This window comes from Streptomyces sp. NBC_00358 (assembly GCF_036099295.1).
In the GTDB taxonomy this organism is placed as follows: domain Bacteria; phylum Actinomycetota; class Actinomycetes; order Streptomycetales; family Streptomycetaceae; genus Streptomyces.
On the sequence record NZ_CP107976.1, the window covers coordinates 3230003 to 3256523 of the forward strand.

The following is a 26521-nucleotide window of genomic DNA, read 5'->3' on the forward strand; positions in this document are numbered from 1 at the left end:
CGGAATGCCCCCTTGTGCAACGATTGGTGACCGACTGTCACCTTCGCCAAGGGAGCGGCATGCCCCGGCTGATCCACACCCTCGCGGCACTCGCGGTGCTCGGGTTCGTGGCGGGCTGCACGCCCGCGCCCGAGGCCGGCGGGGCCTCCGTCGCCGGGGCCGCCCCGAAGCGGTCCGGCCCCGCCGCCCGTTCACCCTTCTGGGTCGACCCGGACGGACCGGCGGCCCGGCAGATCGAGCTGTGGCGGCGGCAGGGCCGCACCCGGGAGGCCGGTCTGCTGCGGCGGATCGCGGACGAGCCGGTCGCCCTGTGGCCGGCCGGCGAACTCGACCCGGGCCCGGCGGTACGGGCGGCGACCGCGTCCGCGACCCGGGAGGGGCTGACGGCGGTGTTCGCGGCGTACGACATCCCGCACCGGGACTGCGGCCAGCACTCGGCGGGCGGAGCGGCGGACGCGGACGCCTACCGCCGGTGGATCGACCGGTTCGCCGACGCCCTCGGCGACGGCAGGGCCGTGGTGGTCCTGGAGCCGGACGCCGTCGCCCACATCGTGGACGGCTGCACCCCAGGCGAGTACCACGACGAGCGCGAGCGGCTGCTGAGCGAGGCGGTCGTCCGGCTGAAACGCCAGCCGGACACCAAGGTGTACCTGGACGCCGGAAACCCCGCCTGGATCGCCGATTCCGGGAAGCTGGTCGAGCCCCTGGAACGCGCGGGCATCGCCGACGCCGACGGCTTCGCGCTCAACGTCTCCAACTTCCAGACGGACGCGGCCAGCAGGCGGTACGGAGTACGCCTCTCCGAAAGACTCGGCGGCAAGCACTTCGTCGTCGACACCAGCCGCAACGGCAACGGCCCGCTGGAGGGCGTCTGGTGCAACCCGCCGGGCCGGGCACTGGGCACCCCGCCGACCACGGCCACCGGTGAACCCTCCCTCGACGCCTACCTGTGGATCAAGCGGCCGGGCGAGTCGGACGGAGAGTGCGGGGGCGGACCGGCGGCCGGCCGGTGGTGGCCGGACTACGCCCTGGAGCTGGCGCGCGGCCCCGTCACCTGACCCGGATCCACTTCGCCTCGGACGGGGTGCCCTGGCCGTCCGTCACGAAGAGCATGTACCAGCCGGGCGGCACCAGGGCGGGGTCCCGCGGTACGTCGACGGTGACCGAGTCCGCGGTCTTCGTCAGCCCGAGCTCGATCGACCGCTGCTCGACGTCCGTGGTGTGGGTGACGGCGCTGGGGCGCATCAGCCGGGCCCTGACGACCCGTTCGGGGTGGTCGGTGGCGAAGGTCGCCCGGTGGTTCGCGTCGAGCTCCTCGGGGCCGCGGCCGAGCACCGGACGGTTCCTGCCGTTGCGGTGCAGGGCGGGCGGGGTGAAGACCTCCATGCGCTGTTCGAAGTGGCCCAGTTTGGTGTTCCGCCGGTCGTCGAAGAGCGGGTCGGAGCCGAACGTGGCGACGCGGCCGTCGGGCAGCAGCAGCGCCTCGGAGTGGTAGTTGCGGCCCACGCGCGGAGCCGCCGCCTCATGGAAGGTGTTGGCCCTGGGGTCGTAGAACTGCGCCTTGAGGATGTTGCTGGCGCCGCGGCCGCGGTAGTCCCTGGAACCGTTGGTGGTGAAGACGGAGTCGTCCGGCATGATCACGCTGTTGAGGTAGCGCGTGCCCTGGGGAAGGTCGGGGCCGTCCCGGAAGACCGGGTTGGCCTGCTTGAGGTCGACGACGGCGGTACGGGCGGTGGACTTCCTCGACTCGCCGACCCCTCCGCCGCCCAGGATCATCACCTTCTGGTCCTGCGCGGGCGGCAGCAGCAGCGAGGCGGAGGTCTCCGTCCGGTCGGCGTCCCGCAGACCGGGCACCTTCTGGAACGTGTTGGTCCGCGGATCCCACAGGCCCGGCTCGCGGCCCTGGTCGGCGGGCCCGTACCCGGCGTTGGAGGCCGGGTAGAAGAGCTTGCCGCCCTCGGTGAGGAAGAGGGCCGGGTAGGTGGGGAAATAGCGCCGCGGTCCCGGGCTCCACTTCTTGGTCACCGGGTCGTAGATCTCGGTGTCGCCGGGGTCGATGACCCCGACGTCGTCGAGGCCGGAGACCGCGAGGACCCGCCCGTCGTCCAGCCCTACCAGGGTCGGGTACCAGCGGGCCTTGTCCATCGGGTCGACGGGGATGTACTTCTCGGCCTTCGGGTCGAACTCGTAGGCGGCCCTGATGCCCTGGAAGTCCTGCTTCTCCAGGGTGATCTTCTCCGAGAGACCGTACGTGTTGTAGGCGTCCTCGCCCCGCAGGCCGACGATCTCGTACTGGGCCTGCCGGTCGGTGACCGACCCCGGTCCCTTCTTCGCGGCCTCCACGAAGACGCGGGCCTCTCCGGCGGTGACCTCGGTCTTCCAGGGCCGCATGGCACCGGACCGGTCGTACGTGACGACCTGGTTCCGCCTGGCCCGGGGGACCGTCACGTCGACCCTGCTGACGTAGTCGACACCCGCGGGCGAGCGGAAGACGGTGCCCTTCCTGAGGACGACGGCCTTGTCGGGGTTCTCGTTCTTCACCCGCATGCCGCCGCCGGCCCGTACGACCTCGCCGTCCAGCCGTTCGTAGCGGGCGGTGCCGCCGGCCACGAGCATTCTGCCGTCGGGGAGCTGTGCGTGGCCGGCGCAGAAGAAGTCGTCCGGGGTGGGGATCTTCTTGAAGGTGTCCGTCCTCGGATCCCACAGGACCGTGTCGAAGGACCCCTCGTCGAACTTCTTCTGCTCGTTGCCCGATCCGGCGACGATGAGCACCTTCCCGGTGTGCAGGAGCGCCGCGTGGATCGCGTTGGTGCGGTACTCCTCGGGGATGTCGACCGGGCTCCAGGAGCCGTACTTCGCCATGTAGGCGGGCCGGGAGATCTCGTACTCGTGGTACCGCTCGCCGGCGAAGCCGAGGGCGGCCGGGGCGTTGAGTCCCGCGAGGACGGCGATTCCCGCGATGCCGAGCACCGTCTTCTTCGTCTTCTTCGAGGGCCGGTACGCCATGGCCTAGGTGCCTCCTGTCGTGGAGCCGGTGACCGTCAGGGGGGTGCCGGCAGCGGCCGGCACCGGTACCCCGCTGTCGTGAGCGCGGGCGGGGGCCGGCAGGGCGGGCCGGGTCCGGCGCTCCCTGAGAGTGGTGAGGACCCAGACCGCGACCGGCGCGAGCGAGATCCCCATGGCCAGCAGCGCCCAGGTCCGCATGGCCGCGTGGGTGTGGCCGAGGACCTCCGACGCGCCGAGCGAGACGGCGAGCAGCGCGGCCCAGCCGAGGTGGACGCGGAACGTCCGGAGCCGGTCGGGGCTGGCGTCGCGGCCCTTCGGGGTGACGACGAAGCGGCTGGGCCGCCTGATCAGGGCCTCGCTCAGCGACTTCAGATAGATGGGGGCCGACAGGGCCGACATCGCCATGCCGGCCAGGCCGCCCGATCCCTCGGGTTCGTGCGGCGAGACGTTGTGCCGCCGGTTCCACAGGTACAGGCAGATCTGGAGGGCGGCCGCGTCGCTGTAGAGCATCAGCCACACGGAGGCGGTGACCTGCGTCCCGGAGGCCCCGAACCACAGGAAGAGGAAGCAGCTGATGATGCCCAGAAGCCAGTTGACGGCCGTCATCGGGTAGTAGACGAGCATCAGGGTGTACGAGAACAGCCGGCCGGGAGGCATGGTGAACAGGGCCTTCCCGTACTGCTTGAACAGGGTCTCGTAGGTGCCGCGCGACCAGCGCGTCTGCTGGGTGAAGAAGTCCGTCCAGGTGGACGGTCCCTCACCGACGGCGAGGACGTCGGGCGTGTAGACGGACCGCCAGTGCCGGCCCGTCCGGGGGTTCCTGTGCCGGTGGATCTCGAACCCGGTGGCCATGTCCTCGGTGATGGAGTCGTACAGCCCGCCGATCTGCTTGAGGGCCGCGATGCGTACGACGTTGTTGGTGCCGACGAACATGGGCGAGCCGTACCGGTTGCCGGCGCGCTGGATCAGGGCGTGGAAGAGGAACTGCTGGGACTCGGCGGCCTTGGTGACGGGGTTCTCGTAGTTCCCGTACACCTGGGGGCCGACGACGAACGCGACGTCGGGGTCCCGGAAGTAGCCCATCATGCGTTCGAGGAATCCGGGCAGCGGGACATGGTCGGTGTCGACGGAGGCGAAGAAATCGTACGCGTGCCCGTAAAGGGAGAGCCACGCGTTGTAGTTGCCGTGCTTGGTGCGGGCCCGGTGGCTGCCCTCGGGGCGGTTCCACTCGGGCACCCCGTTGCGGGTGAAGTGCCGCACCCCGAGTTCGGCGCAGAGGGCTCTGGCCTGTTCGTCGTCGCCCTCGTCGAGAAGCCAGATGTCGAGGCGTCCGGTGTGGGTGACGGTGAGCGCGCCCTCCAGGGTGGCGCGGACCGTGGCGAGGGGTTCCTTTCCCGGTACGTAGGTGGTCAGGAAGGCGACCCGGGTCCCCTGCTCCGGGACGACGGGAACGGGATCGCGGGCGGCCATCGCGGCGTGGGCGATGCTCATGACGTTGACGACCATGAAGAACTCGATCAGACCGATGGACACGAGCATGGTGGTGTCGAGGGCGATCAGCCAGGACTCGGCGCCCTCGCGGTCCACCCAGTGGGTGGGCCAGACGAGGTAGACGAGAAGAGCGCCGGTGACGACAGGGGCGAGGGTCATCAGCAGGATGGCGCGTATTCGGTGCGGTTCCCGCGAGAGGAGCTGGGTGTACTGCACCCGGTAGCCCGTGCCGGACGGCTGGGTCAGCGGTCCGGCGAGTCGGCTGCAGGTGTCGTAGTCGTAGCCCTCGGGCCGCACATCGCCCTCCCGTGGTTGAACGTGCCCGGTGATCGTTCTGGCTGGTACCCACACATAAGTGGAGTTTTGACGATGTGTCGAACGGGGCGCGTCCGGTCGGGTGCGGGGGGCGTGCGGGCGGGTGGTCTTTGGCCCCCGCCGTCCCGCGCACGAAGGAACCCCGGTCCTGGGGACCGGGGTTCTCGGTGCGGGGCCCGCGCCCCGAGGTCATGCCCGGCGTGCCGACACGCCGTCATACCGCTCTGCCGTCGGAGCCGTTCCGCCCGTCGGACCGTTCCGCCGTCACGACGACAGGTGCCGCTCCACCGTCTCCACCTTGGAGGTGAGGCCGTCCGTCACGCCGGGGCGGATGTCCGCCTTGAGGACGACCGAGACCCGGGGCGCGCGTTCCTCGACGACGGCGACGGCACGCTTGACGACGGCCATCACCTCGTCCCAGTCACCTTCGATCGAGGTGAACATCGCGTCGGTGCGGTTGGGCAGGCCCGACTCACGGACCACGCGGACGGCGTCGGCGACGTACTCCCCCACGTCCTCGCCGACACCGAGCGGTGTCACGGAGAAGGCGACGATCATGCGTTCACGACCCCTTCCTTGCGGGCGCGGGAGGCGACGACCGCGTCCTCGGCCTCGCGCTTGAGCTTGCGCTCGGCGAAGAAGCCGCCGGTGGGCAGGACGGAGAGGACGAAGTAGAGGACGCCGGTGCCGGCGCTCCACCGGGCGCGGTTCCAGGCGTCCGCCCAGAAGATCACGTACAGGATGAAGAGGACACCGTGGACCGCGCCCATGACGGGAACGGCGTTGAAGTCCGTGGTCCGCTTCAGCACCGAGCAGACGAGCAGCAGCAGGAAGGAAACGGCTTCGGGGGCCGAGACCAGACGGAGCCGGCGGAGTGCGGTGGCGGTCTTTATGTCCACGGGTCACCTTCGGTGGGATTCGCTGTCGGGGGGAACGCCTGCCTTGTGAACGCAAGCACAAGCATCCCGGACATTGTGGCATCCAGAGCACGGGATCCCGGGTCCGGGGCCCCTAGGGGTCGGCTCAGGGACGGGATCCACCCGTGGGCTCTGTCCGCCGTCCGGCGCTGCGGCTACCTTCACACCTGTGGCGATGTTTCGACTTCAGGGCAGCAAGGTGCTGGCCGTCGACATGACCGGGGACGCCGTGAAGGCGAAGAACGGCTCCATGGTCGCGTACGACGGTCAGATGGCCTTCAAGAAGCTGAGCGGGGGCGGTGAGGGGATCCGGGGGATGGTGACCCGGCGCCTCACCGGTGAGCAGATGACGGTGATGGAGGTGAAGGGGCACGGCACCTGCTGGTTCGCGGACCGGGCCTCGGAGATCAACCTGGTGGCCCTTCAGGGGGACAAGCTGTACGTGGAGTCGAGCAACCTGCTCGCCACGGACACCGGTCTGCGCACCGGCACGACGTTCACCGGGCTGCGCGGCGCCTCGCAGGGCAACGGTCTGTTCACGACCACCGTCGAGGGCCACGGCCAGGCGGCGATCATGTCGGACGGGCCCGCGGTGGTGCTGCGGGTCAGCGACCGGTACCCGTTGACGGTCGATCCGGGGGCGTACATCGCGCACCAGGGCAACGTGCGGCAGTCGCTGCAGTCCGGTGTGACGTTCCGCACTCTCCTCGGCGAGGGCGGTGGCGAGGCCTTCCAGATGCGCTTCGAGGGCGACGGGCTGGTCTACGTGCAGCCCAGCGAGCGCAACACGATCGCGGGGGATGTCTGACATGCCCTTCCGCGAGGTGAATTCGAAGATGGTCGAGGCGACCGTGGTGCCGGGTCAGCGGCTGTTCAGTCAGCGCGGCGCGATGCTCGCGTACAAGGGCGAGGTGTCGTTCACGCCCAACATCCAGGGCGGGCAGGGCGGGGTGATGTCGATGATCGGCCGCCGGCTGGCCAACGAGGCGACTCCCCTGATGACCGTCGAGGGCGCGGGCACGGTGCTCTTCGGGCACGGCGGCCACCATGTCCATGTGATCAGCCTCACCGGGGACACGCTGTACGTCGAGGCGGACCGGCTGCTGGCGTTCGACGGGGCGCTTCAGCAGGGCACGATGTTCCTGGGCTCGCAGGGCGGCGTGATGGGCATGGTGCGGGGCCAGGTGACGGGCCAGGGGCTCTTCACGACCACGCTCAAGGGGCACGGCGCGGTGGCCGTCATGGCGCACGGCGGCGTCTTCGAGGTCCCGGTCACCCCGCAGCGGACGGTGCACGTCGACCCGCAGGCGTACGTGGCGCACCACGGCGACGTGCGCAACAAGCTGTCCACGGCGCTGGGCTGGCGCGACATGGTGGGCCGCGGTTCGGGCGAGGCGTTCCAGCTGGAGCTGAGCGGGAGCGGTTCGGTGTACGTCCAGGCCTCGGAGGAGAAGCTGTGAGCTACGGAGCCCCCGGCGGCCCGGTGATCCACGATCCGATGTCGCTGCCGGTCGACGACAACGTCAACAAGTACACCTTCTGCGTGGAGCTCAAGGGGAGCGAGTGGTTCCTGCAGAAGGGCAAGATGATCGCCTACTACGGATCGATGGAGTTCAACGGCATCGGGCACGGCCGACTTGACCGCCTTGTCCGTACGTCGTTCCATTCGCCTCTGCACGCGAGCGACTGGGTCGTGGCGCAGGGTTCGGGCAAGATGCTGCTCGCCGACCGGGCCTTCGACGTGAATTCGTACGACCTCGACGACGGCAACCTGACCATTCGCTCTGGCAACTTGCTCGCTTTTCAGCCAAGTCTCGCGCTCAAGCAGTCGATCGTGCCGGGCTTTCTGACCCTGATCGGAAACGGCAAGTTCGTGGCCGCGTCAAACGGTCCGGTGGTGTTCATGGAGCCCCCGATCAGAGTGGACCCGCAGGCCCTCGTCGGGTGGGCGGACTGCCCGTCCCCGTGCCACCACTACGACCATGGGTACATGACAGGCGTCATGGGCGGTCTACGTGCGATGACGGGCCTCGGAGGGGCCTCCGGGGAGGAGCACCAGTTCGAGTTCGTGGGGGCCGGCACGGTGCTGCTCCAGTCCACCGAGATCCTGATGGCGGAGCAGGCCACGGGGGCGGTCCCGCAACAGGCCGGAGTGCCCGGCGCGGGAGGGGCGCCCGGTCAGCACGGGGGGCAAGCCGGCGCACCGCGCCTTCCCGGACAGCTGGGGGACCTCCAGCGTCGCTTCGGGCTGTGAGCGGTAGTCTGCGGAGTGTGACATCGAACGCGCATCGAACGCGTGCGCACGGTCACACAACCCCTCACTAGTTCGCCTTTCAACATTTTAGGTAGACTTCACATATGGAGACCGAGACGGCCACGCGCTGGCTGACCGATGCGGAGCAGTGCGCCTGGCGCACCCACCTGGAGGTCAACAGGCTGTTGACGTACCAGCTCGAAAGGGACCTTCAGCCGTTCGGGCTGACGATGAACGACTACGAGATCCTGGTGAACCTCTCCGAGTCGGAGGGCGTACGGATGCGGATGAGCGACCTGGCGTCCGCCACCCTCCAGTCCAAGAGCCGCCTCTCGCACCAGATCACGCGTATGGAGAACGCGGACCTGGTGCGCCGGGAGAACTGCGAGTCCGACCGGCGAGGGCTGTACGCGGTCCTCACCGAGCACGGCATGGAGACGATGAAGAAGGTCTCGCCGCATCATGTGGCGTCCGTACGGCGGCACTTCATCGACCTGGTGTCACCGGACGCTCTGGAGGATCTGCACAAGTCGCTGCGGCCGATCGCCGAGCACCTGCTGGGCCAGCGCGGCAAGCCATAGGCCTAGCACGGGAGTTGCGCGCCGTCCGTTTCGGCGGGGCGCGCGCTCCCGGCCGTACCGTGCCCCGCGTCCGTGTCCGGACGCGGGGTCCGTGCGCTCCGGACGCAGACCAGGGCCGCCACGAGCGCCAGTGCCCCCGAGAGCGCGAAGCACAGCCCCAGGGGCAGTCGGCCCACCAGCAGGCCCGCAGCGGCGGCGCCCCCTGAACTCCCGGCGTTCACCGCGGTGTTGACCCAGGCTCCGGCCTGGGTGCGAAAGCCCGGCGGAGCGGCCGCGTCGGCCATCAGATAGGACGTCGTGAGAGCCGGGGCGACGAAGAAACCGGCGCAGGCGACAGCCGCCGTCAGCGTGCCGAGGCCGGGGGCGAGCCCCGCGGCGAGCAGCGTGACGCCCAGAGCGCCGGCCAGCAGCGGCAGCCGTACGCCGGGGGCCGTGCGCCAGTCGACCGCGCCGTTCAGCAGACCGCCCAGCGCGCTGCCCAGCGACAGCGCGGCGAGCACCCAGGCCACCGCGTCCGCACCTCGGTGATGCTGTTCGGCGAAGGCCATGACCAGCAGGTCGACGGCGCCCAGGGACAGTCCGACGCCGAGGGCGGCGACGACGGGCTGGGCCAGGGCCCGTCCGCCCCACCGGCGGCGCCCGCCGCCCCACCGGCGCCCGCCGAGCGCCGCCTTCGCCGCGGCCGGGCGGACGCCCGCCACGACCGGGGACAGGACGAACGCCAAGGTTCCCGACCACACCAGCAGGGCGCTCAGCGCGACCGCCGCGGCAGGCGGTGCCACCTGCACGACCGCGCCGACGAGCAGCGGTCCGGAGACGAAGAGGATCTCCTCGACGACACCATCGAGGCTGTAGGCGCGCCGCAACAGCCTTTCGTCCTGGACCACTTCGCCCCACACGGCGCGCATCGTGGGGCCGAGCGGGGGTGTGCAGGCGCCCGCGGCGACCGCGAGCGCGCCGATCGCCGTCGCCGGTGCGCCGGGCCGCCACGCCGTGGCCGCGAACGCCGTGAGCAGACCCCCGTAGAGCGAGGCCATCGGGATCAGCGCACGGCGGGCGCCGTACCAGTCGATCAGGGCCGCCCGCACGGGCGACAGGAGCACGCTCGTCGCCCCGAACAGCGCCATGACCGTGCCGGCCACGGCGTACGAACCGGTGGCGCGGGTGGTGGTGAGCATCAGGGCCAGGGAGACCACGCCGTACGACAGACGGCCGGTCATGGCCGCCAGGAAGGCAGAGCGGGCGTGGGGGATGCGGAAGAGCGCGGCGTAGGACGGCCGCGAGGGTGACGCAGACATGGGTGGAGTTCCTCAACAGCGAGGCGGGACAGGGGTCGCCGGATCGCCGCGACGCGGCAGCCGCAGTGCTGCCGGTACGTCGCGGGCCTGGGCGGGCCCTATGCCAGGAGGAGGAACATGCCGCTCAACGTAACAGCGGCCGCGGAGGTCGGCCAGGTATTTCCCGGCCGCGCCACCCGGACCAGCACCGTCCCGCCCGACACCGCCCGGCCCGGCCCTCGGGGAGCACACACGCGGACAGCCCAAGTACCGGCGGGCGGCGGGCGGTGCGGTGTCGGTGAGGAGCGCGGGTGGTGCGAGGCGCTGCCTCGGCCTGCTGGACGGGTGCGCACCGCTTCGGCGGGCGCCGTGCCGTGCGACACGGCGCCGGGGCGCACCGCGGCACCTCGGCCCGGGGGTGCGCACGACGGCTCCGGAGTGGGCGCCCGGAGCGGGACCCACCCGGTGCCGCCTCGTGCGTGCTCAGCTCTCCGTCAGACCCTCGATCAGGGTGTCCGCGGCCCGGTAGGGGTCCAGTTCGCCGGCGACGATGCGCTCCGCGAGGGCGCTCAGGCGGTGGTCGCCGTGGAGGTCGCCGATGCGCCGGCGCAGCGCGGTGACGGCGATCGTCTCGACCTCCTGGGACGCGCGGGCGAGCCGGCGCTCGGCCAGCACGCCGTGCTCCTCCATCCACGCCCGGTGCTTCTCCAGGGCCTCGACGACCTCGTCGATGCCCTCGGCGCGCGCGGCGACGGTCTTGACGATCGGCGGCCGCCAGTCCCCCGGACGACGGGACTCACCGAGGCTGAGCATGTGGTTCAGCTCGCGGGCGGTGGCGTCGGCGCCATCGCGGTCGGCCTTGTTGACGACGTACACGTCGCCGATCTCCAGGATTCCCGCCTTGGCGGCCTGGATGCCGTCGCCCATGCCGGGGGCGAGGAGGACGACGGAGGTGTCGGCCTGGGAGGCGATCTCGACCTCCGACTGGCCGACGCCGACGGTCTCGACCAGGATCACGTCGCAGCCCGCCGCGTCCAGGACGCGGATCGCCTGGGGGGCCGACCAGGCCAGTCCGCCCAGGTGACCGCGTGTCGCCATCGAGCGGATGTAGACGCCCGGGTCCGACGCGTGGTCGGACATCCGGACGCGGTCGCCGAGGAGCGCGCCCCCGGAGAACGGCGAGGACGGGTCGACGGCCAGCACACCGACCCGCTTGCCCTGCCGCCGGTAGGCGCTCACCAGCGCCGACGTCGACGTCGACTTGCCGACGCCGGGCGAGCCGGTGAGCCCGACCACGTACGCGTTGCCGGTCAGCGGGGCCAGGGCGGCCATGACCTCACGGAGCTGTGGTGCCGCTCCCTCCACGAGGGAGATCAGCCGGGCCACCGCCCGCGGCCGTCCTTCCCTGGCCTGGGTCACCAGCGAGGAGACGTCCTGCATCACAGCTCCGTTCACGAGAGGTCGGTCGGTCGAACGCGGGTCAGGCCTTGGCCACCCGCACGATCAGCGCGTCGCCCTGACCGCCGCCGCCGCACAGGGCGGCCGCGCCCACACCGCCGCCGCGCCGCTTCAGTTCGAGGGCGAGGTGCAGCACGAGCCGGGCGCCGGACATGCCGATCGGGTGGCCGAGGGCGATGGCGCCGCCGTTGACGTTCACCTTTTCCGTGGACACCCCGAGGTCCTTCATTGACTGGACCGCGACGGCCGCGAAGGCCTCGTTGATCTCGATCAGGTCGAGGTCCCCGACCTCCAGGCCCTCCTTCTTCAGGGCGTGCAGGATCGCGTTCGAGGGCTGCGACTGCAGGGAGTTGTCCGGGCCGGCCACGTTGCCGTGGGCGCCGATCTCCGCGATCCACTCCAGACCGAGCTCCAGCGCCTTGGCCTTGCTCATCACGACCACGGCGGCCGCGCCGTCCGAGATCTGGGAGGCGCTGCCCGCGGTGATGGTGCCGTCCTTGGCGAACGCGGGGCGCAGCTTGCCGAGCGACTCGGCGGTCGTCTCGGCGCGAATGCCCTCGTCCTTGCTGAAGACGACCGGCTCGCCCTTGCGCTGCGGGATCTCGATCGGTGTGATCTCCGCCTCGAAGAGGCCGTTCTTCTGGGCGGCGGCCGCGCGCTGGTGGGACAGGGCGGCGATCTCGTCCTGCGCCGGACGCTGGATCCCGAGGCGGGTGTTGTGCTTCTCCGTCGACTCGCCCATGGCGATGTTCTCGAAGGCGTCCGTCAGGCCGTCGTACGCCATCGCGTCGAGCATCTCGATGGCGCCGTACTTGTAGCCCTCGCGGGACTTCGGGAGCAGGTGCGGGGCGTTCGTCATCGACTCCTGGCCGCCGGCGACGACGATGTCGAACTCGCCGGCGCGGATCAGCTGGTCCGCGAGGGCGATGGCGTCGAGGCCGGAGAGGCACACCTTGTTGATGGTGAGGGCCGGGACGCTCATCGGTATGCCCGCCTTGACGGCGGCCTGGCGTGCCGGGATCTGCCCTGCCCCGGCCTGGAGCACCTGGCCCATGATCACGTACTGCACCTGGTCGCCGCCGATGCCCGCACGGTCGAGGGCGGCCTTGATCGCGAAGCCACCGAGGTCGGCCCCGGAGAAGGACTTCAGCGAGCCCAGCAACCGCCCCATGGGCGTTCGGGCGCCCGCGACGATCACCGAGGTACTGCTGTTCGTTCCAGACATGAGGTGCGATCCCCTTACCGGCTTGCACAGCCGAGGAGTGAACGAGGGTTTACTGAGAATGTACTGAGCGGTAGGCCACCCGTCATCCGGCCCGCAGTGTGATCGCGCGCACGTTGCGTAACCACGCCGGGAGCGCTGCACTGACTCCATGCTGACGCGAATCGACCACATCGGGATCGCCTGTTTCGACCTCGACGCCACTGTCGAGTTCTACCGTGCGACGTACGGCTTCGAAGTCTTCCACTCCGAGATCAACGAGGAGCAGGGCGTCCGGGAGGCCATGCTCAAGATCAACGAGACGTCCGACGGCGGCGCCTCCTACCTCCAACTGCTCGAACCCACCCGCGAGGACTCCGCCGTGGGCAAGTGGCTGGCCAAGAACGGCGAGGGCGTGCATCACATCGCCTTCGGCACCGCCGACGTCGACGGTGACGCCGCGGACATCCGGAACAAGGGCGTCCGAGTGCTCTACGACGAGCCCCGGACCGGGTCCATGGGGTCCCGGATCACCTTCCTCCACCCCAAGGATTGCCACGGAGTACTGACAGAACTGGTCACTTCGGCGGCGGTTGAGTCGGCTGAGCACTGACCTCCGTATATCTGGGCCGGTAGGGTTGGGGTCGGCCGTCGCCTTTCGCGGGTGACGGCCGAGGTCCCGACGCCTTCCGGCGAGCGGGACCAAGGGCCGGGGTCCAGGTTTCGGGGGGCGAGCGTCGGGGCAGCAGCCCGTGCTCCGCCGTTGATCTGACACCATTCCCCGGGGGCCCCGTTCGGCGGAAGAACGGTGCTCGTTCGGAATTACATGCGACCAGGGGACGGATGGGACCGCGCAGTGCGGGGCTACGAACGCCAGGAGCGAGAGCCGGCGGCTGACGTCGACCACCTCTCTCGGTTCGAGGCCGAGATGGAACGGCTGAAGACCGAGCGGGAGAAGGCCGTCCAGCACGCCGAGGACCTCGGCTATCAGGTCGAGGTGCTGCGCGCCAAGCTGCATGAGGCGCGCCGCAGTCTGGCGACCCGTCCTGCCTACGACGGGGCCGACATCGGCTATCAGGCCGAGCAGCTCCTCCGTAATGCCCAGATGCAGGCCGACCAGCTTCGCGTCGACGCCGAGCGCGAGATCAGCCAGGCCCGGGCGCAGACCCAGCGCATCCTCCAGGAGCACGCCGAGCAGGCCGCCCGGCTCCAGGCGGAGCTGCACCAGGAGGCGGTCACCCGTCGCCAGCAGCTCGACCAGGAGCTGGCCGAGCGCCGGCAGACCGTCGAGTCGCACGTCAACGAGAACGTGGCGTGGGCCGAGCAGCTCCGCGCCCGCTCCGAGTCGCAGGCCCGCCGTCTCCTGGAGGAGTCGCGCGCCGAGGCCGAGCAGGCGCTGGCCGCCGCCCGCGCGGAGGCCGAGCGGGTCGCCGCCGAGGCGCGCCAGCGGCTCACCAACGACGCCGAATCGGCCCGCGCGGAGGCCGAGGCGCTGCTGCGCCGGGCCCGCACGGACGCCGAGCGGCTGCTGAACGCCGCGTCGACGCAGGCCCAGGAGGCCACCGACCACGCCGAGCAGCTCCGCAGCTCCACGGCGAGCGACTCGGACAACGCCCGCCGTCAGGCCACCGAGCTGAGCCGGGCCGCCGAGCAGCGGATGAGCGCCGCCGAGAACGCGCTGCGCGAGGCGCAGGCCGAGGCGGACAAGGTCCTGGGCGAGGCCAAGGAAGCCGCGGCCAAGACGCTCTCCGGCGCCGAGTCGGTCAACGAGCAGCGCACGCGGACCGCGAAGGAACAGGTCGCCCGGCTGGTCAGCGAGGCCACCAAGGAGGCCGAGAGCACCAAGTCCGAGGCCGAGCAGATCGTCGCGGACGCCCGCAGCAAGGCCGAGACGATCGTCGCGGAGGCCGAGGAGAGCGCCCGCAGCCTCACCGCCGAGGAGACCGCCTCCCAGCTCGCCAAGGCCGCCCGTACCGCGGAGGACGTGCTCAACCGGGCGTCCGACGAGGCCAAGCGGACCACGAAGGCCGCCTCCGAGGAGGCCGAGCGGATCCGCACCGAGGCGGAGACCGAGGCCGACCGGCTGCGCGCCGAGGCGCACGACATCGCCGAGCAGCTCAAGGGCACGGCGAAGGACGACACCAAGGAGTACCGCGCCAAGACGGTCGAGCTCCAGGAGGAGGCCCGCCGGCTGCGCGGTGACGCCGAGCAGCTGCGTTCGGACGCGGTCGCCGAGGGCGAGCGCATCCGTGCCGAGGCCCGGCGCGAGGCCGTCCAGCAGATCGAGGAGGCGGCACGGACCGCCGAGGAGCTGCTCGGCAAGGCGAAGGCGGACGCGGACGAGCTGCGTCAGGCCGCCACCGGGGACAGCGAGAAGGTCCGCACCGAGGCCATCGAGCGCGCCACGACCCTGCGCCGGCAGGCCGAGGAGACGCTGGAGCGGACCCGCGCGGAGGCCGATCGGCACCGCGCGGACGCCGTCGAGCAGGCCGAGGCGATCGCGGCGGACGCGGAGCGGGCCGCCGAGCGGCAGCGCGAGGAGACCGAGCGGGCCATAGCGGCCCGTCAGGCCGAGGCCGCCGAAGGACTGACCCGGCAGCACACCGAGGCCGAGGAGCGTCTGGCCGCCGCCGAGCAGGCGCTGACGGACGCGCGCGCGGAGGCCGAGCGGATCCGCCGCGAGGCCGCCGAGGAGATCGACCGGCTGCGTTCGGAGGCCGCCGAGCGGATCCGTACGCTCCAGGCACAGGCCGAGGCCGAGGCCGTACGGCTGCGCGACGAGGCCGCGGGGGACGCGTCGGCGTCCCGGGCCGAGGGCGAGGCCATCGCCGTACGGCTGCGTTCGGAGGCGGCGGCGGAGGCCGAGCGGCTGAAGTCGGAGGCCCAGGACAGCGCCGACCGCGTACGGAGCGAGGCGCAGGCCGCGGCCGAGCGCCTGGCGACCGAGGGTGCCGAGACGCTGGCCGCCGCCCAGGAGGAGGCCGCCCGGCGTCGCCGCGAGGCCGAGGAGACCCTCGGTTCGGCGCGCCAGGAGGCCGACCAGGAGCGCGAGCGCGCCCGCGAACAGAGCGAGGAACTGCTCGCTTCCGCCCGCAAGCGGGTCGAGGAGGCCCAGACCGAGGCCGTACGGCTGGTCGAGGAGGCCGACCGGCGCGCGACGGAGATGGTCTCCAACGCCGAGCAGACCGCGCAGCAGGTGCGGGACTCGGTGGCAGGGCTGCACGAGCAGGCCCAGGAGGAGATCACCGGGCTGCGCTCGGCCGCCGAGCACGTGGCGGACCGTACGCGGACCGAGGCGCAGGAGGAGGCGGACCGGGTCCGCGCCGACGCGTACGCCGAGCGCGAGCGGGCGTCCGAGGACGCGGCGCGCCTGCGGCGGGAGGCGAACGAGGAGACGGCGGCCGCGAGCGCCCTCGCGGAGCGCACGGTCGCGGAGGCCATCGCCGAGGCGGAGCGGATGCGTTCGGACGCCTCCGAGCACGCCCAGCGGGTGCGCACCGAAGTGTCGGACGCCATCGCGAACGCCGACCAGGACGCCTCGCGCACCCGTGCGGACGCCCGGGAGGACGCGAACCGGATCCGCTCCGACGCGGCCGCGCAGGTGGACACGCTCATCACCGAGGCGACGGCGGAGGCCGAGCGGCTCGGGGTCGAGACCGCGGCCGAGGCCGAGCGGGTACGCACCGAGTCCGTGGCCAAGGCCGAGCAGCTGATCTCGGACGCGACCGGTGACGCGGAGCGGCTGCGCGCCGAGGCCGCCGAGGCGATCGGTTCCGCCCAGCAGCACGCCGAGCGGATCCGCACCGAGGCCGAGCGCTTCAAGGCGCGGGCGACGGAGGAGGCCGAGCGGCGTACGTCGTCGGCGCGCGAGGAGGCCGAGCGCACCCTGGACGCGGCTCGTCAGGAGGCCAACAAGCGGCGCTCCGAGGCGGCCGAGCAGGTCGACACCCTCATCTCGGAGACGGCGTCCGAGGCGGACAAGCTGCTCGCCGAGGCGCAGCAGAGCGCTCAGAAGACGACGGCGGACGCCGAGTCGCAGGCCGACACGATGGTCGGCGTGGCGCGGGGCGAGGCCGAGAGGCTCGTCTCGGAGGCGACCGTCGAGGGCAACACCCTGGTGGAGCGGGCCCGTACGGACGCGGACGAGCTGCTGGTCGGCGCGCGCCGGGACGCCACGGCGATCCGGGAGCGCGCCGAGGAACTGCGCGACCGCATCACGTCCGAGATCGAGGATCTGCACGAGCGCGCCCGCCGTGAGTCGTCCGAGACGATGAAGAACGCGGGCGACCGGTGCGACGCGCTCATCAAGGCCGCCGAGGAGCAGCTCGCCAAGGCGGACGCGAAGGCCAAGGATCTGCTGTCGGAGGCGAACTCCGAGGCGAGCAAGGTCCGTATCGCCGCCGTGCGCAAGGCCGAGGGGCTCCTCAAGGAGGCCGAGCAGAAGAAGTCCTCGCTGGTCGCCGAGGCCGAGAAGATCAGGTCCGAGGCGATCCAGGAGGCGAAGGCCGCCGTCGAGGAGGGCAAGCGCGACCTGGAGGTCCTGGTCCGCCGGCGTGAGGACATCAACGTGGAGATCTCCCGTGTCCAGGATGTCCTGGAAGCGTTGGAGTCTTTCGAGGCGCCGACGGGTGGCAAGGACGGTGCGGTGAAGGCGGGGGCGGCCGCGGGGGCCACCCGCGCGGGCGGCAAGGCGTCGGAGAGCTAGCCGGAAGCAGGCATTCCGTGCTTTGTGGGAGGTTTGTCACAGGTTCTGGCAAGCCATCCGACAGCTAGCCACCCAAAAGGAGTGTCATTCTCCAGATCAAACACGTATCCGCTCGATGACACACCGCATTGCCCCCTAGGATTCCACCTATCACCTCACCGGTCTCATTCGACAGGAACCCCATGAGCGACACTTCCCCCTACGGCTTCGAGCTTGTGCGGCGTGGATACGACCGCGCTCAGGTGGACGAACGCATCTCGAAGCTCGTCTCCGACCGTGACAGCGCTCTGGCCCGTATCACCGCCCTTGAAAAGCGCATCGAGGAACTCCATCTCGAAACGCAGAACGCCCAGGCCCAGGTGAGCGACGCCGAGCCGTCGTACGCGGGTCTCGGCGCGCGCGTCGAGAAGATCCTCCGCCTCGCCGAGGAGGAGGCCAAGGACCTGCGCGAGGAGGCCCGTCGCGCGTCCGAGCAGCACCGCGAGCTCGCCGAGTCGGCGGCCCAGCAGGTGCGCAACGACGCGGAATCGTTCGCCGCGGACCGCAAGTCCAAGGCGGAGGACGAGGGCGTCCGGATCGTCGAGAAGGCCAAGAGCGACGCCTCTCAGCTGCGGGGGGAGGCGCAGAAGGACGCGCAGTCCAAGCGCGAGGAGGCGGACGCCCTCTTCGAGGAGACCCGTGCCAAGGCCGCCCAGGCCGCCGCCGACTTCGAGACGAACCTCGCCAAGCGCCGCGAGCAGTCCGAGCGCGACCTGGCCTCGCGTCAGGCCAAGGCCGAGAAGCGCCTCGCGGAGATCGAGCACCGCGCGGAGCAGCTCCGCCTGGAGGCCGAGAAGCTGCGCACGGACGCCGAGCGCCGCGCCCGCCAGACGGTCGAGACGGCTCAGCGCCAGGCCGAGGACATCGTGGCCGACGCGAACGCCAAGGCCGACCGCATCCGCTCGGAATCCGAGCGCGAGCTGGCCGCCCTCACCAACCGTCGCGACTCGATCAACGCGCAGCTCACGAACGTCCGCGAGATGCTCGCGACGCTCACGGGCGCCGCGGTGGCCGCGGCCACCGGCCCGGCCGAGGACGAGCCGATCTCCCGTGGGGTTCCGGCCCAGCAGTCCCGTTGACCATGCGGTGGTCCCGTTGACCGCATGGCCGTCCCGGTAGGCGCACAGCACGACACCAGGGCCCGTTCCCTCCCCCGAGGGCGCGGGCCTTGTCGTGTCCGCGAGGGTGCCCTCGCTCAAGTGGCAGGCGCCCGGGGGCCGTCTTAGCGTGGCCGCATGATCGAGCTTGAGGGGCTGACCAAGCGGTACGGCGAGAAGGTGGCGGTCAACAACCTCACCTTCGCCGTCAGACCGGGCATCGTGACCGGCTTCCTCGGTCCCAACGGTGCCGGGAAGTCCACGACGATGCGGATGATGCTCGGGCTCGACCGTCCCACCGCGGGCGACGTGAGGATCGACGGTCAGCACTACGACCACCTCAAGGACCCCCTGAAGTACATCGGTGCCCTGCTGGACGCGCAGGCCATGCACGGCGGCCGCAGCGCCTTCAACCATCTGCTCTGTCTCGCCCAGAGCAACGGCATCCCCAAGGCCCGCGTGCACGAGGTCCTCGACACGGTCGGGCTCACCGCGGTCGCGCGGAAGAAGGCGAAGGGCTTCTCGCTGGGCATGGGCCAGCGGCTCGGCATCGCGGGCGCGCTCCTCGGCGACCCGCGGATCCTCATGTTCGACGAGCCGGTCAACGGCCTCGACCCCGAGGGCATCCACTGGATCCGCAACCTGATGAAATCACTCGCCGCGCAGGGCCGTACGATCTTCGTCTCCTCCCACCTCATGAGCGAGATGGCGCTGACCGCCGACCATCTCGTCGTCATCGGCCAGGGCCGGCTGCTCGCCGACACCTCGATGGCCGACTTCATCCAGCAGAACTCGCGCTCGTACGTCCGGATCCGCTCCCCGCAGCGCGAGCGGCTGCTCGATGTGCTGCACGGCGCGGGGGTCACCGTCGTCCGGACGGGCAGCGGCGCGCTCGAAGTGGACGACGGGAAACCGGAGCGGATCGGCGAGCTGGCCGCGCAGCACCAGATCGTGCTGCATGAGCTGAGCCCTCAGCAGGCGTCGCTGGAGGAGGCCTTCATGCAGCTGACCGCGGAGTCGGTGGAGTACCACGCGCACACCGACGCGCCGGGGCCGCAGAGCCTGCCGAGTGGTCCGGGAACGCCGGACTCGGCGTTCCCCGCGCCCCCCGTTCCACCCGCGCCCCCCGCTCCCCCTGCCCCGCAATGGGGCGGCGACTGGAAGAAGGGCTGATGGCGGCCACCCAGGTCCTCAAGTCCGAGTGGACCAAGATCCGGTCCGTGTCGTCCACGGTGTGGACGCTGAGCCTCGCGGCGGTCGTCACGATCGCCCTGGGCATCCTCATCTCGCTCCTCTCCAAGAACGAGTTCGACAACCTGAGCCGACAGGACCGGCTCACCTTCGACCCGACGTTCATCAGCTTCGCGGGCATGACCCTGGGTCAGCTCGCGATGATCGTGTTCGGGGTGCTCGTCGTCGGCAACGAATACAGCACCGGAATGATCCGCACCTCGCTCGCGGCGGTCCCGCAGCGCGGCACGTTCCTCTTCAGCAAGGTCGCGGTGGCGGCCGGCCTCGCCCTCGTCGTCGGCGTGATCACCAGCTTCATCACGTTCTTCCTGGGCCAGGCCGCGCTCGGTTCGCACAAGGCGTCGATCAGCGATCCGGGTGTGCTGCGCGCGGTGATCGGCGGGGGGCTCTACATGACGCTCATCGCCGTCTTCTCGATGGGCGTCGCGGCGATGCTGCGCAGTCCGATGCTCTCGCTGGGCATCCTGATGCCGTTCTTCTTCCTGATCTCCAACATCCTGGGCGCGGTGTCCGCGACCAAGAAGGTCGGCCGCTATCTCCCCGACCAGGCCGGCAGCAGGATCCTCCGGGTGGTGACACCCCTCGACGACACTCCCTACGGTCCCTGGGGCGGCCTCGGCATCATGGTGCTGTGGGTCGCCCTGGCCCTGCTCGGCGGCTACGTACTGCTCAAGAAGAGGGACGCGTAGAGCGACGCGCGGGGCTTCGTGCCGAGGGGGGCACCCGGGTCCGGACGGCCCGTGGCTCAGGAGGGGTCCAGGGGCCGCTCACCGCTCGGGCGGGGACGGGGGATCAGCCCGTCGAACTCGGACCATCCCTCCCAGCGCCACACGTCCTTGCCGAGGTCCGGCTGGAGCGGCACGAAACGGCCGAGCTCGAAGTCCCCGGCCTCCAGGTCGAACCAGCGCTCGTCGGCGACCTCGGTCCCGAGCCCGACGGTCCGCGCGGTCAGCCGGACCAGCAGCTTCACCCCCGACGAGCCGGACAGCTCCTTGCCCTGGATCCGGCGGAACGGAAGCTCGGCCACCGGCGCCTCGACCGGTATCCACACGGTGAAGGGCGCCCCGCGCTCCACCGCGAGCCAGCTCCGCTCGTCGGCCGGCTCGCCGTTCGCGTCCAGGACTTTCAGCCACTGCTTGTAGATGACGAGGCTTCCGTCGTGCGGGGAGCGCTCCAGGTAGCGCAGATGGGCACGGGCCCGAAGGTCGACGACCGACAGATTGTCGAAGCGGTTGTAGAAGCGGACGGCGATGATGGCGTCGTCGCTGTCCGCGTTCCGGCGCGAGTAGCCCGGGAAGTCGGCGGTCCAGGCGTGCGAGATGCTGGCCCGGCGCCGCCAGACGAAGGGCCGCAGCGCGAACATCTTGATCAGGACGATGCCGAGCAGCACCGCGGGCACCAGGGCGCCGGTGACGGAGGCGACCGTGGCGAGCAACTGGTGAGCGGTGCTGTCCGGTTCCGGGGAGAGGTTGTCGGTGCCGACGCAGGCCCGTAGTACGGACAGGCTGAGGTCGAGGAGCCGCTCCTCGTCGGAGAACCGGTCCGCCATCGGCCGCGGCGAGTTCTCGGTCAGCGTCCACGCGGTCGCCACGACCACCGAGAGTCCGGCCAGCGCGCCCAGCGTCATCAGCAGCAGGGCGTGGACGGTGCGACCCGCGATCCACCAGCGAACGGACGTACGGAAACGGGGATGCGCCGGCCCCCGCCGAGATCGCCCCCGTCGCCTCATCGTGCGTCTCAGCGTGCTCAACTCGCCTCCCCCGTAACCGATTTCGCCTTCGCTCGTACAATAGGGACGGCATCATTCCCGGTATCGGTTCAGGCCAACCCCGCTCGGCCGGGGAGACCGGGCCCCGGTCCGGGTACATCTCGCATGAGGACCCGGCCGCTTCTCGCGTGAAAGGCTGTGCCCGCATGCGCGCGACACCACCCCCGAAGGGCGTCACCGTGACGACGAAGGACCGAAGCCTGGAGGCACTGGGTCTGGCCGACGTGCCCGCGAAGAAGCCGCTCACCTATCCGGGCCGCCCCACGACCGAGCCGTCCCTGCTGACCGGCGGTGAACTGCTCCAGCTCGATGTCCGGCCGCTGCGGCTCGGCGAGTGGTACGTGGAGGAGCGCCAGGAGCAGCAGCGGCTGGACCAGGCCCTCGCCGACCGGGGCCAGGTGAGCACCGGGCTGCGCCACCCCGTCATCGCCGTCGGCTCGAACGCCTCCCCCGGACAGGTCGCGCACAAGCTGACCCGGCTCGGCATCCCGGCGACGGTGCCGATGGTTCCGGTACGGGTGCACGGCATCGCGGTGGGCTGCTCCGGGCACATCAGTCCGGCCGGCTACGTGGCCGGGACGCCGTACGTCGAGCGGACCGCCGAGACGACGCTCGTGGTGACCTGGCTGGACTCGACCCAGCTCAAGGCCGTCGACGACACCGAGTTCCCGGACTACCGGCGGGCGATACTCCCCGGCGACGAGTTCGCGATGACGATGCCCTCCGGGGAGCGGCTCGGCGGCGCGTACATCTACTTCAGCGCGCACGGCGTGCTCGCCGAGCCGGAGACCGGCCGGCCCCGCCGGGGCGGCGGCGACCAGTCCGAGCTGCTCTCCGCCCTGCTGGGCGACTCCGCGCGCCTGCGGGACCTGCTCGGGCCCGATCCCACGGAGTGGGTGCGCCGAGCGGGGGCCGACCGGTCGCTGCGCGAGGCGGGCACGCGGGTCTTCGGCGAGGAGGGCTGGGTGCTGCCGCAGACCGAGTTCCTGCCGTATCTCGACGAATCGGCCGAGCTGCGGCTGTACGACGATCTGCCTCCGCTGGACGATTCCCTGCCGGGCCGGACCTGAGAATTCCCCGTCGGCCGGACGGGCGCGGATTCCGTTTTCCCGCCGGACCAGGAAGGTCGGGTACACGACAGGACACCCGTACGGAACTCTGCCCTCTACTGGATCTTTCCGCAGGTTATGGGCATGACTTTACTTTCTCTTGAGTGGAACCGCCCGCGCCCGGATATCCTCCTAACCCTTACGGGGGCGTGCGCCCCGACGTCCTGAACCTTTCGATGGGTGCGGAGAATGATCGAGGCAGTCGGCCTGACGAAGCGCTATGGCGCCAAGACGGCCGTGTACAACCTTTCCTTCCAGGTGCGGCCGGGCGCCGTCACCGGTTTCCTCGGGCCCAACGGCTCGGGCAAGTCGACGACGATGCGCATGATCCTCGGCCTCGACAACCCCTCCTCCGGGCAGGTGACGATCGGCGGCTTCCCCTACCGCAAGCTGCCGAACGCGCCCCGCCAGGTCGGCGCGCTCCTCGACGCCAAGGCCGTGCACGGTGGCCGGAGCGCCCGCAGCCATCTGCTGAGCCTCGCCCAGCTTTCGGGCATCCCGGCCCGCCGGGTGGACGAGGTGCTCGGTGTCGTCGGCCTCCAGGACGTGGCCCGAAAGCGCTCCAAGGGCTTCTCCCTCGGCATGGGCCAGCGCCTCGGCATCGCCGCCGCGCTCCTCGGCGACCCCCAGGTGCTGCTCTTCGACGAGCCGGTCAACGGCCTCGACCCCGAGGGCATCCTCTGGGTGCGCAACCTGATGAAGTCCCTCGCGGCGGAGGGCCGTACGGTCTTCGTCTCCTCGCACCTCATGAGCGAGATGGCGCTGACCGCCGACCATCTCATCGTGATCGGCCGCGGCCAGCTGCTCGCCGACCAGAACATCAAGGACTTCATCTCCCACAACTCGGCCGACTTCGCCCGGGTGCGCACCCCCGACACCGAGCCGCAGCAGCGCGAGAAGCTGACCGCCGCGCTGACCGAGGCGGGCGGCCAGGTGCTGCCCGAGCAGGACGGCGCGCTGCGCGTCACCGGACTGCCGCTCCCCCGCATCAGCGACCTCGCGCATTCGTCCGACGTCCGGCTGTGGGAGCTGTCGCCGCACCAGGCCTCGCTGGAGGAGGCGTACATGCGGATGACGCAGGGCGCCGTCGACTACCGCTCGACCGTCGACCAGAAGGCCGGGCTCCAGCAGCAGCTTCCGCCGGGCGCCGTGCCGCCGGCGCAGATGCCGGTGGCGGGCCAGGGCCAGCCCGGCTGGTACGCGCCGCCGCCGCCCCAGCAGGGCGGGCAGCCCTTCGCCATGCCGCAGGCCGGACCGTACGGCGCCCCCGCCGCCCCGGGCGGGGGGACTCCCGGTCCCTACGGCGCCCCCGCCGCCCCTGTCGCGGGCGGTCCCAGCCCGTACGGCGCGCCGGCCGCTCCCGGTGGCGCGGACGTCAACCCGTACGCCCAGGCGGCCCCCCAGACCCCGGCGGGCCCTCCGGCGCCCGCGTCGGCGCCGCCCGCACCTGAGCCCGCGCCCGCGCCCTCTGCCGCCCCCGCGCCCGCCGCCGACCTGACCAAGCCCGAGGACGCCCGATGAGCACGCCCCAGCACCCGCTGCCGCAGCAGGCCGCCGCCCCCAACTGGCAGGCGGCGCCCGGCACTTCGTACACCTCGCCGATCCCCGTCACCCGCACCCACCTCGGGCACGCGCTCAACTCCGAGTGGACGAAGATCAAGTCGGTGCGCTCCACGATGTGGACGCTCGGCACCTTCCTGCTCCTGGTGATCGGCATCGGCTTCCTGGTCGCCGCGCAGACCACGCAGGAGGACTTCCAGGACACCCCGTACACGATCCCCGCGTTCTTCGGGCTGATGCTCGGCCAGATCTGCCTGATCACGCTGGGCGTGCTGGTCGTCTCCTCCGAGTACGGCACGGGCATGATCCGTACGACGTTCACGGCCTCGCCGCAGCGGTACCGGGTGCTGGCCGCGAAGCTGATCATCTTCTTCGCGGTCGCGTTCGTCGTCTCGGCCCTCTCGATCGGGCTGGTCGGCCTGTTCACCGCGGGACTGCACAACGGCGACTCCGGCGTCCCGTGGGGCGGCACCGTCCTGATGGCCTCGCTGTACGTCTCGCTGCTCGGCGTGCTCGCGCTCGCCGTGGGCTCGATGCTGCGCCACTCGGCGGGCGCGATCACCACGATGCTCGGGGTCGTGCTGCTGCCCGCGATCATGCCCGCCTTCCTGATGATGTCCGACAGCATGCGGACGATCGGCGAGAAGATGCAGGAGTACAACGCTCCCAACGCCCTCGCCCGGATCTTCCGCCTGGGCAGCGAGGACAGCCACGGCGGCGCACAGCTCGGCCTGCTGGCCGGGGTGACGGCGGCGGCGGTCGTCGGCGCCTTCGTGCTCCTGGAGCGCCGGGACGTGTGACGACCCGGCGGCCGGGCACCCCGGCCGCCCCGGGACGGACGGCCAGGGCCGGTCCACCCGAAGTCGCCTAGAACCTGGGCGCGTTACGGGACCGCTGCACCCGCGAGGTGCGGCGGTCCTTCGCGTTCCAGCAGGCCTTGTGCCAGTGCCGGCGCTCGTCGACGCCCGAGTGCTCCGGCCAGGCCACCACGTGCGGGATCCCGGAGGGGATCAACTGGTCGCAGCCGGGGCACCGGTAGGTCTTGCCCTGCGCGCTCGCGCCCGCCACATGGCGCACGCTCCACTCCTCGCCCCGCCAGCTCTCGGTGGACTGCCAGCCGCCGTAGCGGTCCGACGAATCCTCCTCGGCGCTCCTGCCGGACGATCCGGCGTCCTTCGGACGGTTGCGACGCGGGGACAAGGGACACCTCACGGAGCTATACAGGGAGCAGGGGCCAACTCCAGCCTACGCGGCGCGCACAGGGGTACGCGTACTCCGCCAACCCGCTCGGAACCCCCATCGGACAGCCCAATTCCCAGACAATCCGCAAATCTCTCCGCAAGGCCGTGTCTTCGGCACGTGTCAGGCGGTTATGCCGCGTGGGGGAGCTCCGTGTCGGAGCCGAGGAAGCAGGAAGTTCGATGCACGTTGGAAGCTTTGTACTGGCCGCCCAGTTCCCTGGACAGGGCCAGGGGGAGGCCCTGCACCGCGCGGCACGGTCGGCCGAGGTCGCCGAGGAGGCCGGGCTCGACACCGTCTGGCTGGCCGAGCACCACTTCGTGCCGTACGGGACATGTCCGTCGGCGGTCACACTCGCGGCGTACCTGCTGGGCCGCACCCACCGTATCCGGATCGGCACGGCCGTCAGCGTGCTGCCCACCGTCCATCCCGTGGCGCTCGGCGAGCAGGCCGCGCTCCTGCACCTGATGTCCGGCGGACGGTTCTCGCTGGGAGTCGGCCGGGGCGGCCCCTGGGTCGACCTGGAGGTCTTCGGCGCGGGTCTCGCGGCGTACGAACAAGGGTTCCCGGAGTCACTCGATCTGCTGGTCCGCTGGCTGCGCCAGCCGTCCGTCTCCGGCACCTCCGAGCGGTTCTCGTTCCGTGAGGTCCCCGTCGTCCCCCGCCCCTCGGAGGCGCTGAGCGGCGCTCCGGGTCCCGAGGTCGTCGTGGCGTGCACCTCACCGGCGAGTGTCAGGCTCGCCGCCGAGCGCGGACTGCCGATGCTCCTGGGCATGCACGTCGGCGACGAGGAGAAGGCCGAAATGGTCGCGCTGTGGCGACAGCACGCGCACGCCGCGGGCCGCCCGTCGGACGAGATCCTCGGGGCCGCCCATGTCTCCGCCGGCGTCTGCCAGATCGCGGACCGCCGTACCGACGCCGTCGAGACGCTCGTCAAGGCGATGCCGGGCTGGCTGAGGCAGGGGCTGGACGCCCATGTGACGGTCGACGGCCGCGCCCGCTCGATGCGGGACCCGGTGGCGTACACCGAGCTGCTCTGCGGGCTGCACCCGGTGGGCACCCCGCGCCTGTGCGCGGACCGGCTCGCGGCGACCTCGGAGCGGACCGGCATCACGCGGTTCGCGCTGCTCGTCGAGGGCTCGGGCGATCTGGCGGCGACCGAGGAGAACGTACGACGGCTCGGGGCCGAGGTACTGCCCCAGATCCGGTGACCGCGTCCGGGCCGGCCGTACGGGCCGAAGCCTCGGGGAGCT

23 protein-coding genes are annotated in these 26521 nt (G+C 71.3%); 14 read left to right on the forward strand and 9 right to left on the reverse strand.

Translation table 11 applies throughout. The features are described from left to right. Positions 1 to 59 precede the first annotated feature (59 nt). The gene (locus tag OHT01_RS13290) at positions 60 to 1058 is read left to right on the forward strand and encodes a glycoside hydrolase family 6 protein (RefSeq protein ID WP_328553351.1); all 999 of its coding nucleotides are present in this window, start codon (positions 60 to 62) and stop codon (positions 1056 to 1058) included. On the opposite strand, the gene OHT01_RS13295 is transcribed toward OHT01_RS13290, so the two are convergent. The 4 genes from OHT01_RS13295 to OHT01_RS13310 form a co-directional block, all read right to left on the reverse strand. Further along, entirely contained in the window at positions 1051 to 3006 is a 1956-nt protein-coding gene (locus OHT01_RS13295; protein WP_328553352.1) for a kelch motif-containing protein, read from the reverse strand. The two genes, OHT01_RS13290 and OHT01_RS13295, sit on opposite strands and share 8 nt — an antisense overlap. Before the next feature lie 3 nt (positions 3007 to 3009). After that, complete coding sequence (locus OHT01_RS13300) at positions 3010 to 4794, reverse strand: glycosyltransferase family 2 protein (protein ID WP_328553353.1); 1785 nt, start codon at positions 4792 to 4794, stop codon at positions 3010 to 3012. A 282-nt stretch (positions 4795 to 5076) separates the two neighbouring features. After that, positions 5077 to 5370, reverse strand: coding sequence for an MTH1187 family thiamine-binding protein (locus OHT01_RS13305; RefSeq protein ID WP_328553354.1), 294 nt, complete (start codon positions 5368 to 5370; stop codon positions 5077 to 5079). Then, positions 5367 to 5711, reverse strand: a complete 345-nt coding sequence (locus OHT01_RS13310; RefSeq protein WP_328553355.1) for a DUF3817 domain-containing protein — start codon at positions 5709 to 5711, stop codon at positions 5367 to 5369. The genes OHT01_RS13305 and OHT01_RS13310 overlap by 4 nt, the downstream gene beginning before the upstream one ends. Positions 5712 to 5904: 193 nt before the next feature. Between OHT01_RS13310 and OHT01_RS13315 the strand changes: the two genes are divergently transcribed. From OHT01_RS13315 to OHT01_RS13330, 4 genes are all read left to right on the forward strand, one after another. After that, positions 5905 to 6537 carry an AIM24 family protein gene (locus OHT01_RS13315; protein ID WP_328558108.1) on the forward strand — a complete coding sequence of 211 codons (633 nt, stop codon included), beginning with the start codon at positions 5905 to 5907 and terminating at the stop codon, positions 6535 to 6537. A gap of 1 nt (position 6538) precedes the next feature. Next, positions 6539 to 7189 carry an AIM24 family protein gene (locus OHT01_RS13320; protein WP_328558109.1) on the forward strand — a complete coding sequence of 217 codons (651 nt, stop codon included), beginning with the start codon at positions 6539 to 6541 and terminating at the stop codon, positions 7187 to 7189. A 38-nt stretch (positions 7190 to 7227) separates the two neighbouring features. Beyond that, entirely contained in the window at positions 7228 to 7983 is a 756-nt protein-coding gene (locus OHT01_RS13325; RefSeq protein WP_328558110.1) for an AIM24 family protein, read from the forward strand. Positions 7984 to 8087: 104 nt separating this feature from the next. Continuing rightward, positions 8088 to 8564, forward strand: a complete 477-nt coding sequence (locus OHT01_RS13330) for a MarR family winged helix-turn-helix transcriptional regulator (protein ID WP_328553356.1) — start codon at positions 8088 to 8090, stop codon at positions 8562 to 8564. A 2-nt stretch (positions 8565 to 8566) separates the two neighbouring features. On the opposite strand, the gene OHT01_RS13335 is transcribed toward OHT01_RS13330, so the two are convergent. The 3 genes from OHT01_RS13335 to OHT01_RS13345 form a co-directional block, all read right to left on the reverse strand. Then, positions 8567 to 9862 carry an MFS transporter gene (locus tag OHT01_RS13335; protein WP_328553357.1) on the reverse strand — a complete coding sequence of 432 codons (1296 nt, stop codon included), beginning with the start codon at positions 9860 to 9862 and terminating at the stop codon, positions 8567 to 8569. A 462-nt stretch (positions 9863 to 10324) separates the two neighbouring features. Next, entirely contained in the window at positions 10325 to 11281 is a 957-nt protein-coding gene (gene meaB / locus OHT01_RS13340; protein WP_328558111.1) for a methylmalonyl Co-A mutase-associated GTPase MeaB, read from the reverse strand. 40 nt (positions 11282 to 11321) lie between these two features. Further along, complete coding sequence (locus OHT01_RS13345) at positions 11322 to 12524, reverse strand: acetyl-CoA C-acetyltransferase (RefSeq protein ID WP_328553358.1); 1203 nt, start codon at positions 12522 to 12524, stop codon at positions 11322 to 11324. A 148-nt stretch (positions 12525 to 12672) separates the two neighbouring features. On the opposite strand from OHT01_RS13345, the gene mce reads away from it, so the two are divergent. The 5 genes from mce (at position 12673) to OHT01_RS13370 (ending at position 20281) form a co-directional block, all read left to right on the forward strand. Beyond that, positions 12673 to 13113: a methylmalonyl-CoA epimerase gene (mce, locus tag OHT01_RS13350; protein WP_261707191.1), complete on the forward strand. Its 441-nt coding sequence runs from the start codon at positions 12673 to 12675 to the stop codon at positions 13111 to 13113. 243 nt (positions 13114 to 13356) lie between these two features. Further along, positions 13357 to 17205, forward strand: a complete 3849-nt coding sequence (scy, locus tag OHT01_RS13355) for a polarized growth protein Scy (protein ID WP_328553359.1) — start codon at positions 13357 to 13359, stop codon at positions 17203 to 17205. 182 nt (positions 17206 to 17387) lie between these two features. Then, the gene (locus OHT01_RS13360; RefSeq protein ID WP_328553360.1) at positions 17388 to 18323 is read left to right on the forward strand and encodes a cellulose-binding protein; all 936 of its coding nucleotides are present in this window, start codon (positions 17388 to 17390) and stop codon (positions 18321 to 18323) included. A gap of 156 nt (positions 18324 to 18479) precedes the next feature. Continuing rightward, positions 18480 to 19514 (forward strand): ABC transporter ATP-binding protein, encoded by a 1035-nt coding sequence (locus tag OHT01_RS13365; RefSeq protein ID WP_328553361.1) that lies wholly within the window; start codon positions 18480 to 18482, stop codon positions 19512 to 19514. Further along, positions 19514 to 20281, forward strand: a complete 768-nt coding sequence (locus OHT01_RS13370) for an ABC transporter permease (protein ID WP_328553362.1) — start codon at positions 19514 to 19516, stop codon at positions 20279 to 20281. Before OHT01_RS13365 ends, OHT01_RS13370 begins: the two co-directional genes overlap by 1 nt. A gap of 56 nt (positions 20282 to 20337) precedes the next feature. Here the strand turns inward: OHT01_RS13370 and OHT01_RS13375 are convergent, their stop codons facing one another. Continuing rightward, positions 20338 to 21342, reverse strand: a complete 1005-nt coding sequence (locus OHT01_RS13375; protein WP_328553363.1) for a hypothetical protein — start codon at positions 21340 to 21342, stop codon at positions 20338 to 20340. 164 nt (positions 21343 to 21506) lie between these two features. Between OHT01_RS13375 and OHT01_RS13380 the strand changes: the two genes are divergently transcribed. The 3 genes from OHT01_RS13380 (at position 21507) to OHT01_RS13390 (ending at position 24829) form a co-directional block, all read left to right on the forward strand. Next, positions 21507 to 22430, forward strand: coding sequence for a hypothetical protein (locus OHT01_RS13380; protein ID WP_328553364.1), 924 nt, complete (start codon positions 21507 to 21509; stop codon positions 22428 to 22430). Between the two features lie 228 nt (positions 22431 to 22658). Then, positions 22659 to 23990 (forward strand): ABC transporter ATP-binding protein, encoded by a 1332-nt coding sequence (locus tag OHT01_RS13385; protein ID WP_328553365.1) that lies wholly within the window; start codon positions 22659 to 22661, stop codon positions 23988 to 23990. Continuing rightward, complete coding sequence (locus OHT01_RS13390) at positions 23987 to 24829, forward strand: ABC transporter permease (protein WP_328553366.1); 843 nt, start codon at positions 23987 to 23989, stop codon at positions 24827 to 24829. The genes OHT01_RS13385 and OHT01_RS13390 overlap by 4 nt, the downstream gene beginning before the upstream one ends. Before the next feature lie 67 nt (positions 24830 to 24896). On the opposite strand, the gene OHT01_RS13395 is transcribed toward OHT01_RS13390, so the two are convergent. Then, positions 24897 to 25229 carry an ATP/GTP-binding protein gene (locus OHT01_RS13395; RefSeq protein ID WP_328553367.1) on the reverse strand — a complete coding sequence of 111 codons (333 nt, stop codon included), beginning with the start codon at positions 25227 to 25229 and terminating at the stop codon, positions 24897 to 24899. A gap of 221 nt (positions 25230 to 25450) precedes the next feature. On the opposite strand from OHT01_RS13395, the gene OHT01_RS13400 reads away from it, so the two are divergent. Then, the gene (locus OHT01_RS13400; protein ID WP_328553368.1) at positions 25451 to 26479 is read left to right on the forward strand and encodes an LLM class flavin-dependent oxidoreductase; all 1029 of its coding nucleotides are present in this window, start codon (positions 25451 to 25453) and stop codon (positions 26477 to 26479) included. Positions 26480 to 26521: the final 42 nt, after the last annotated feature.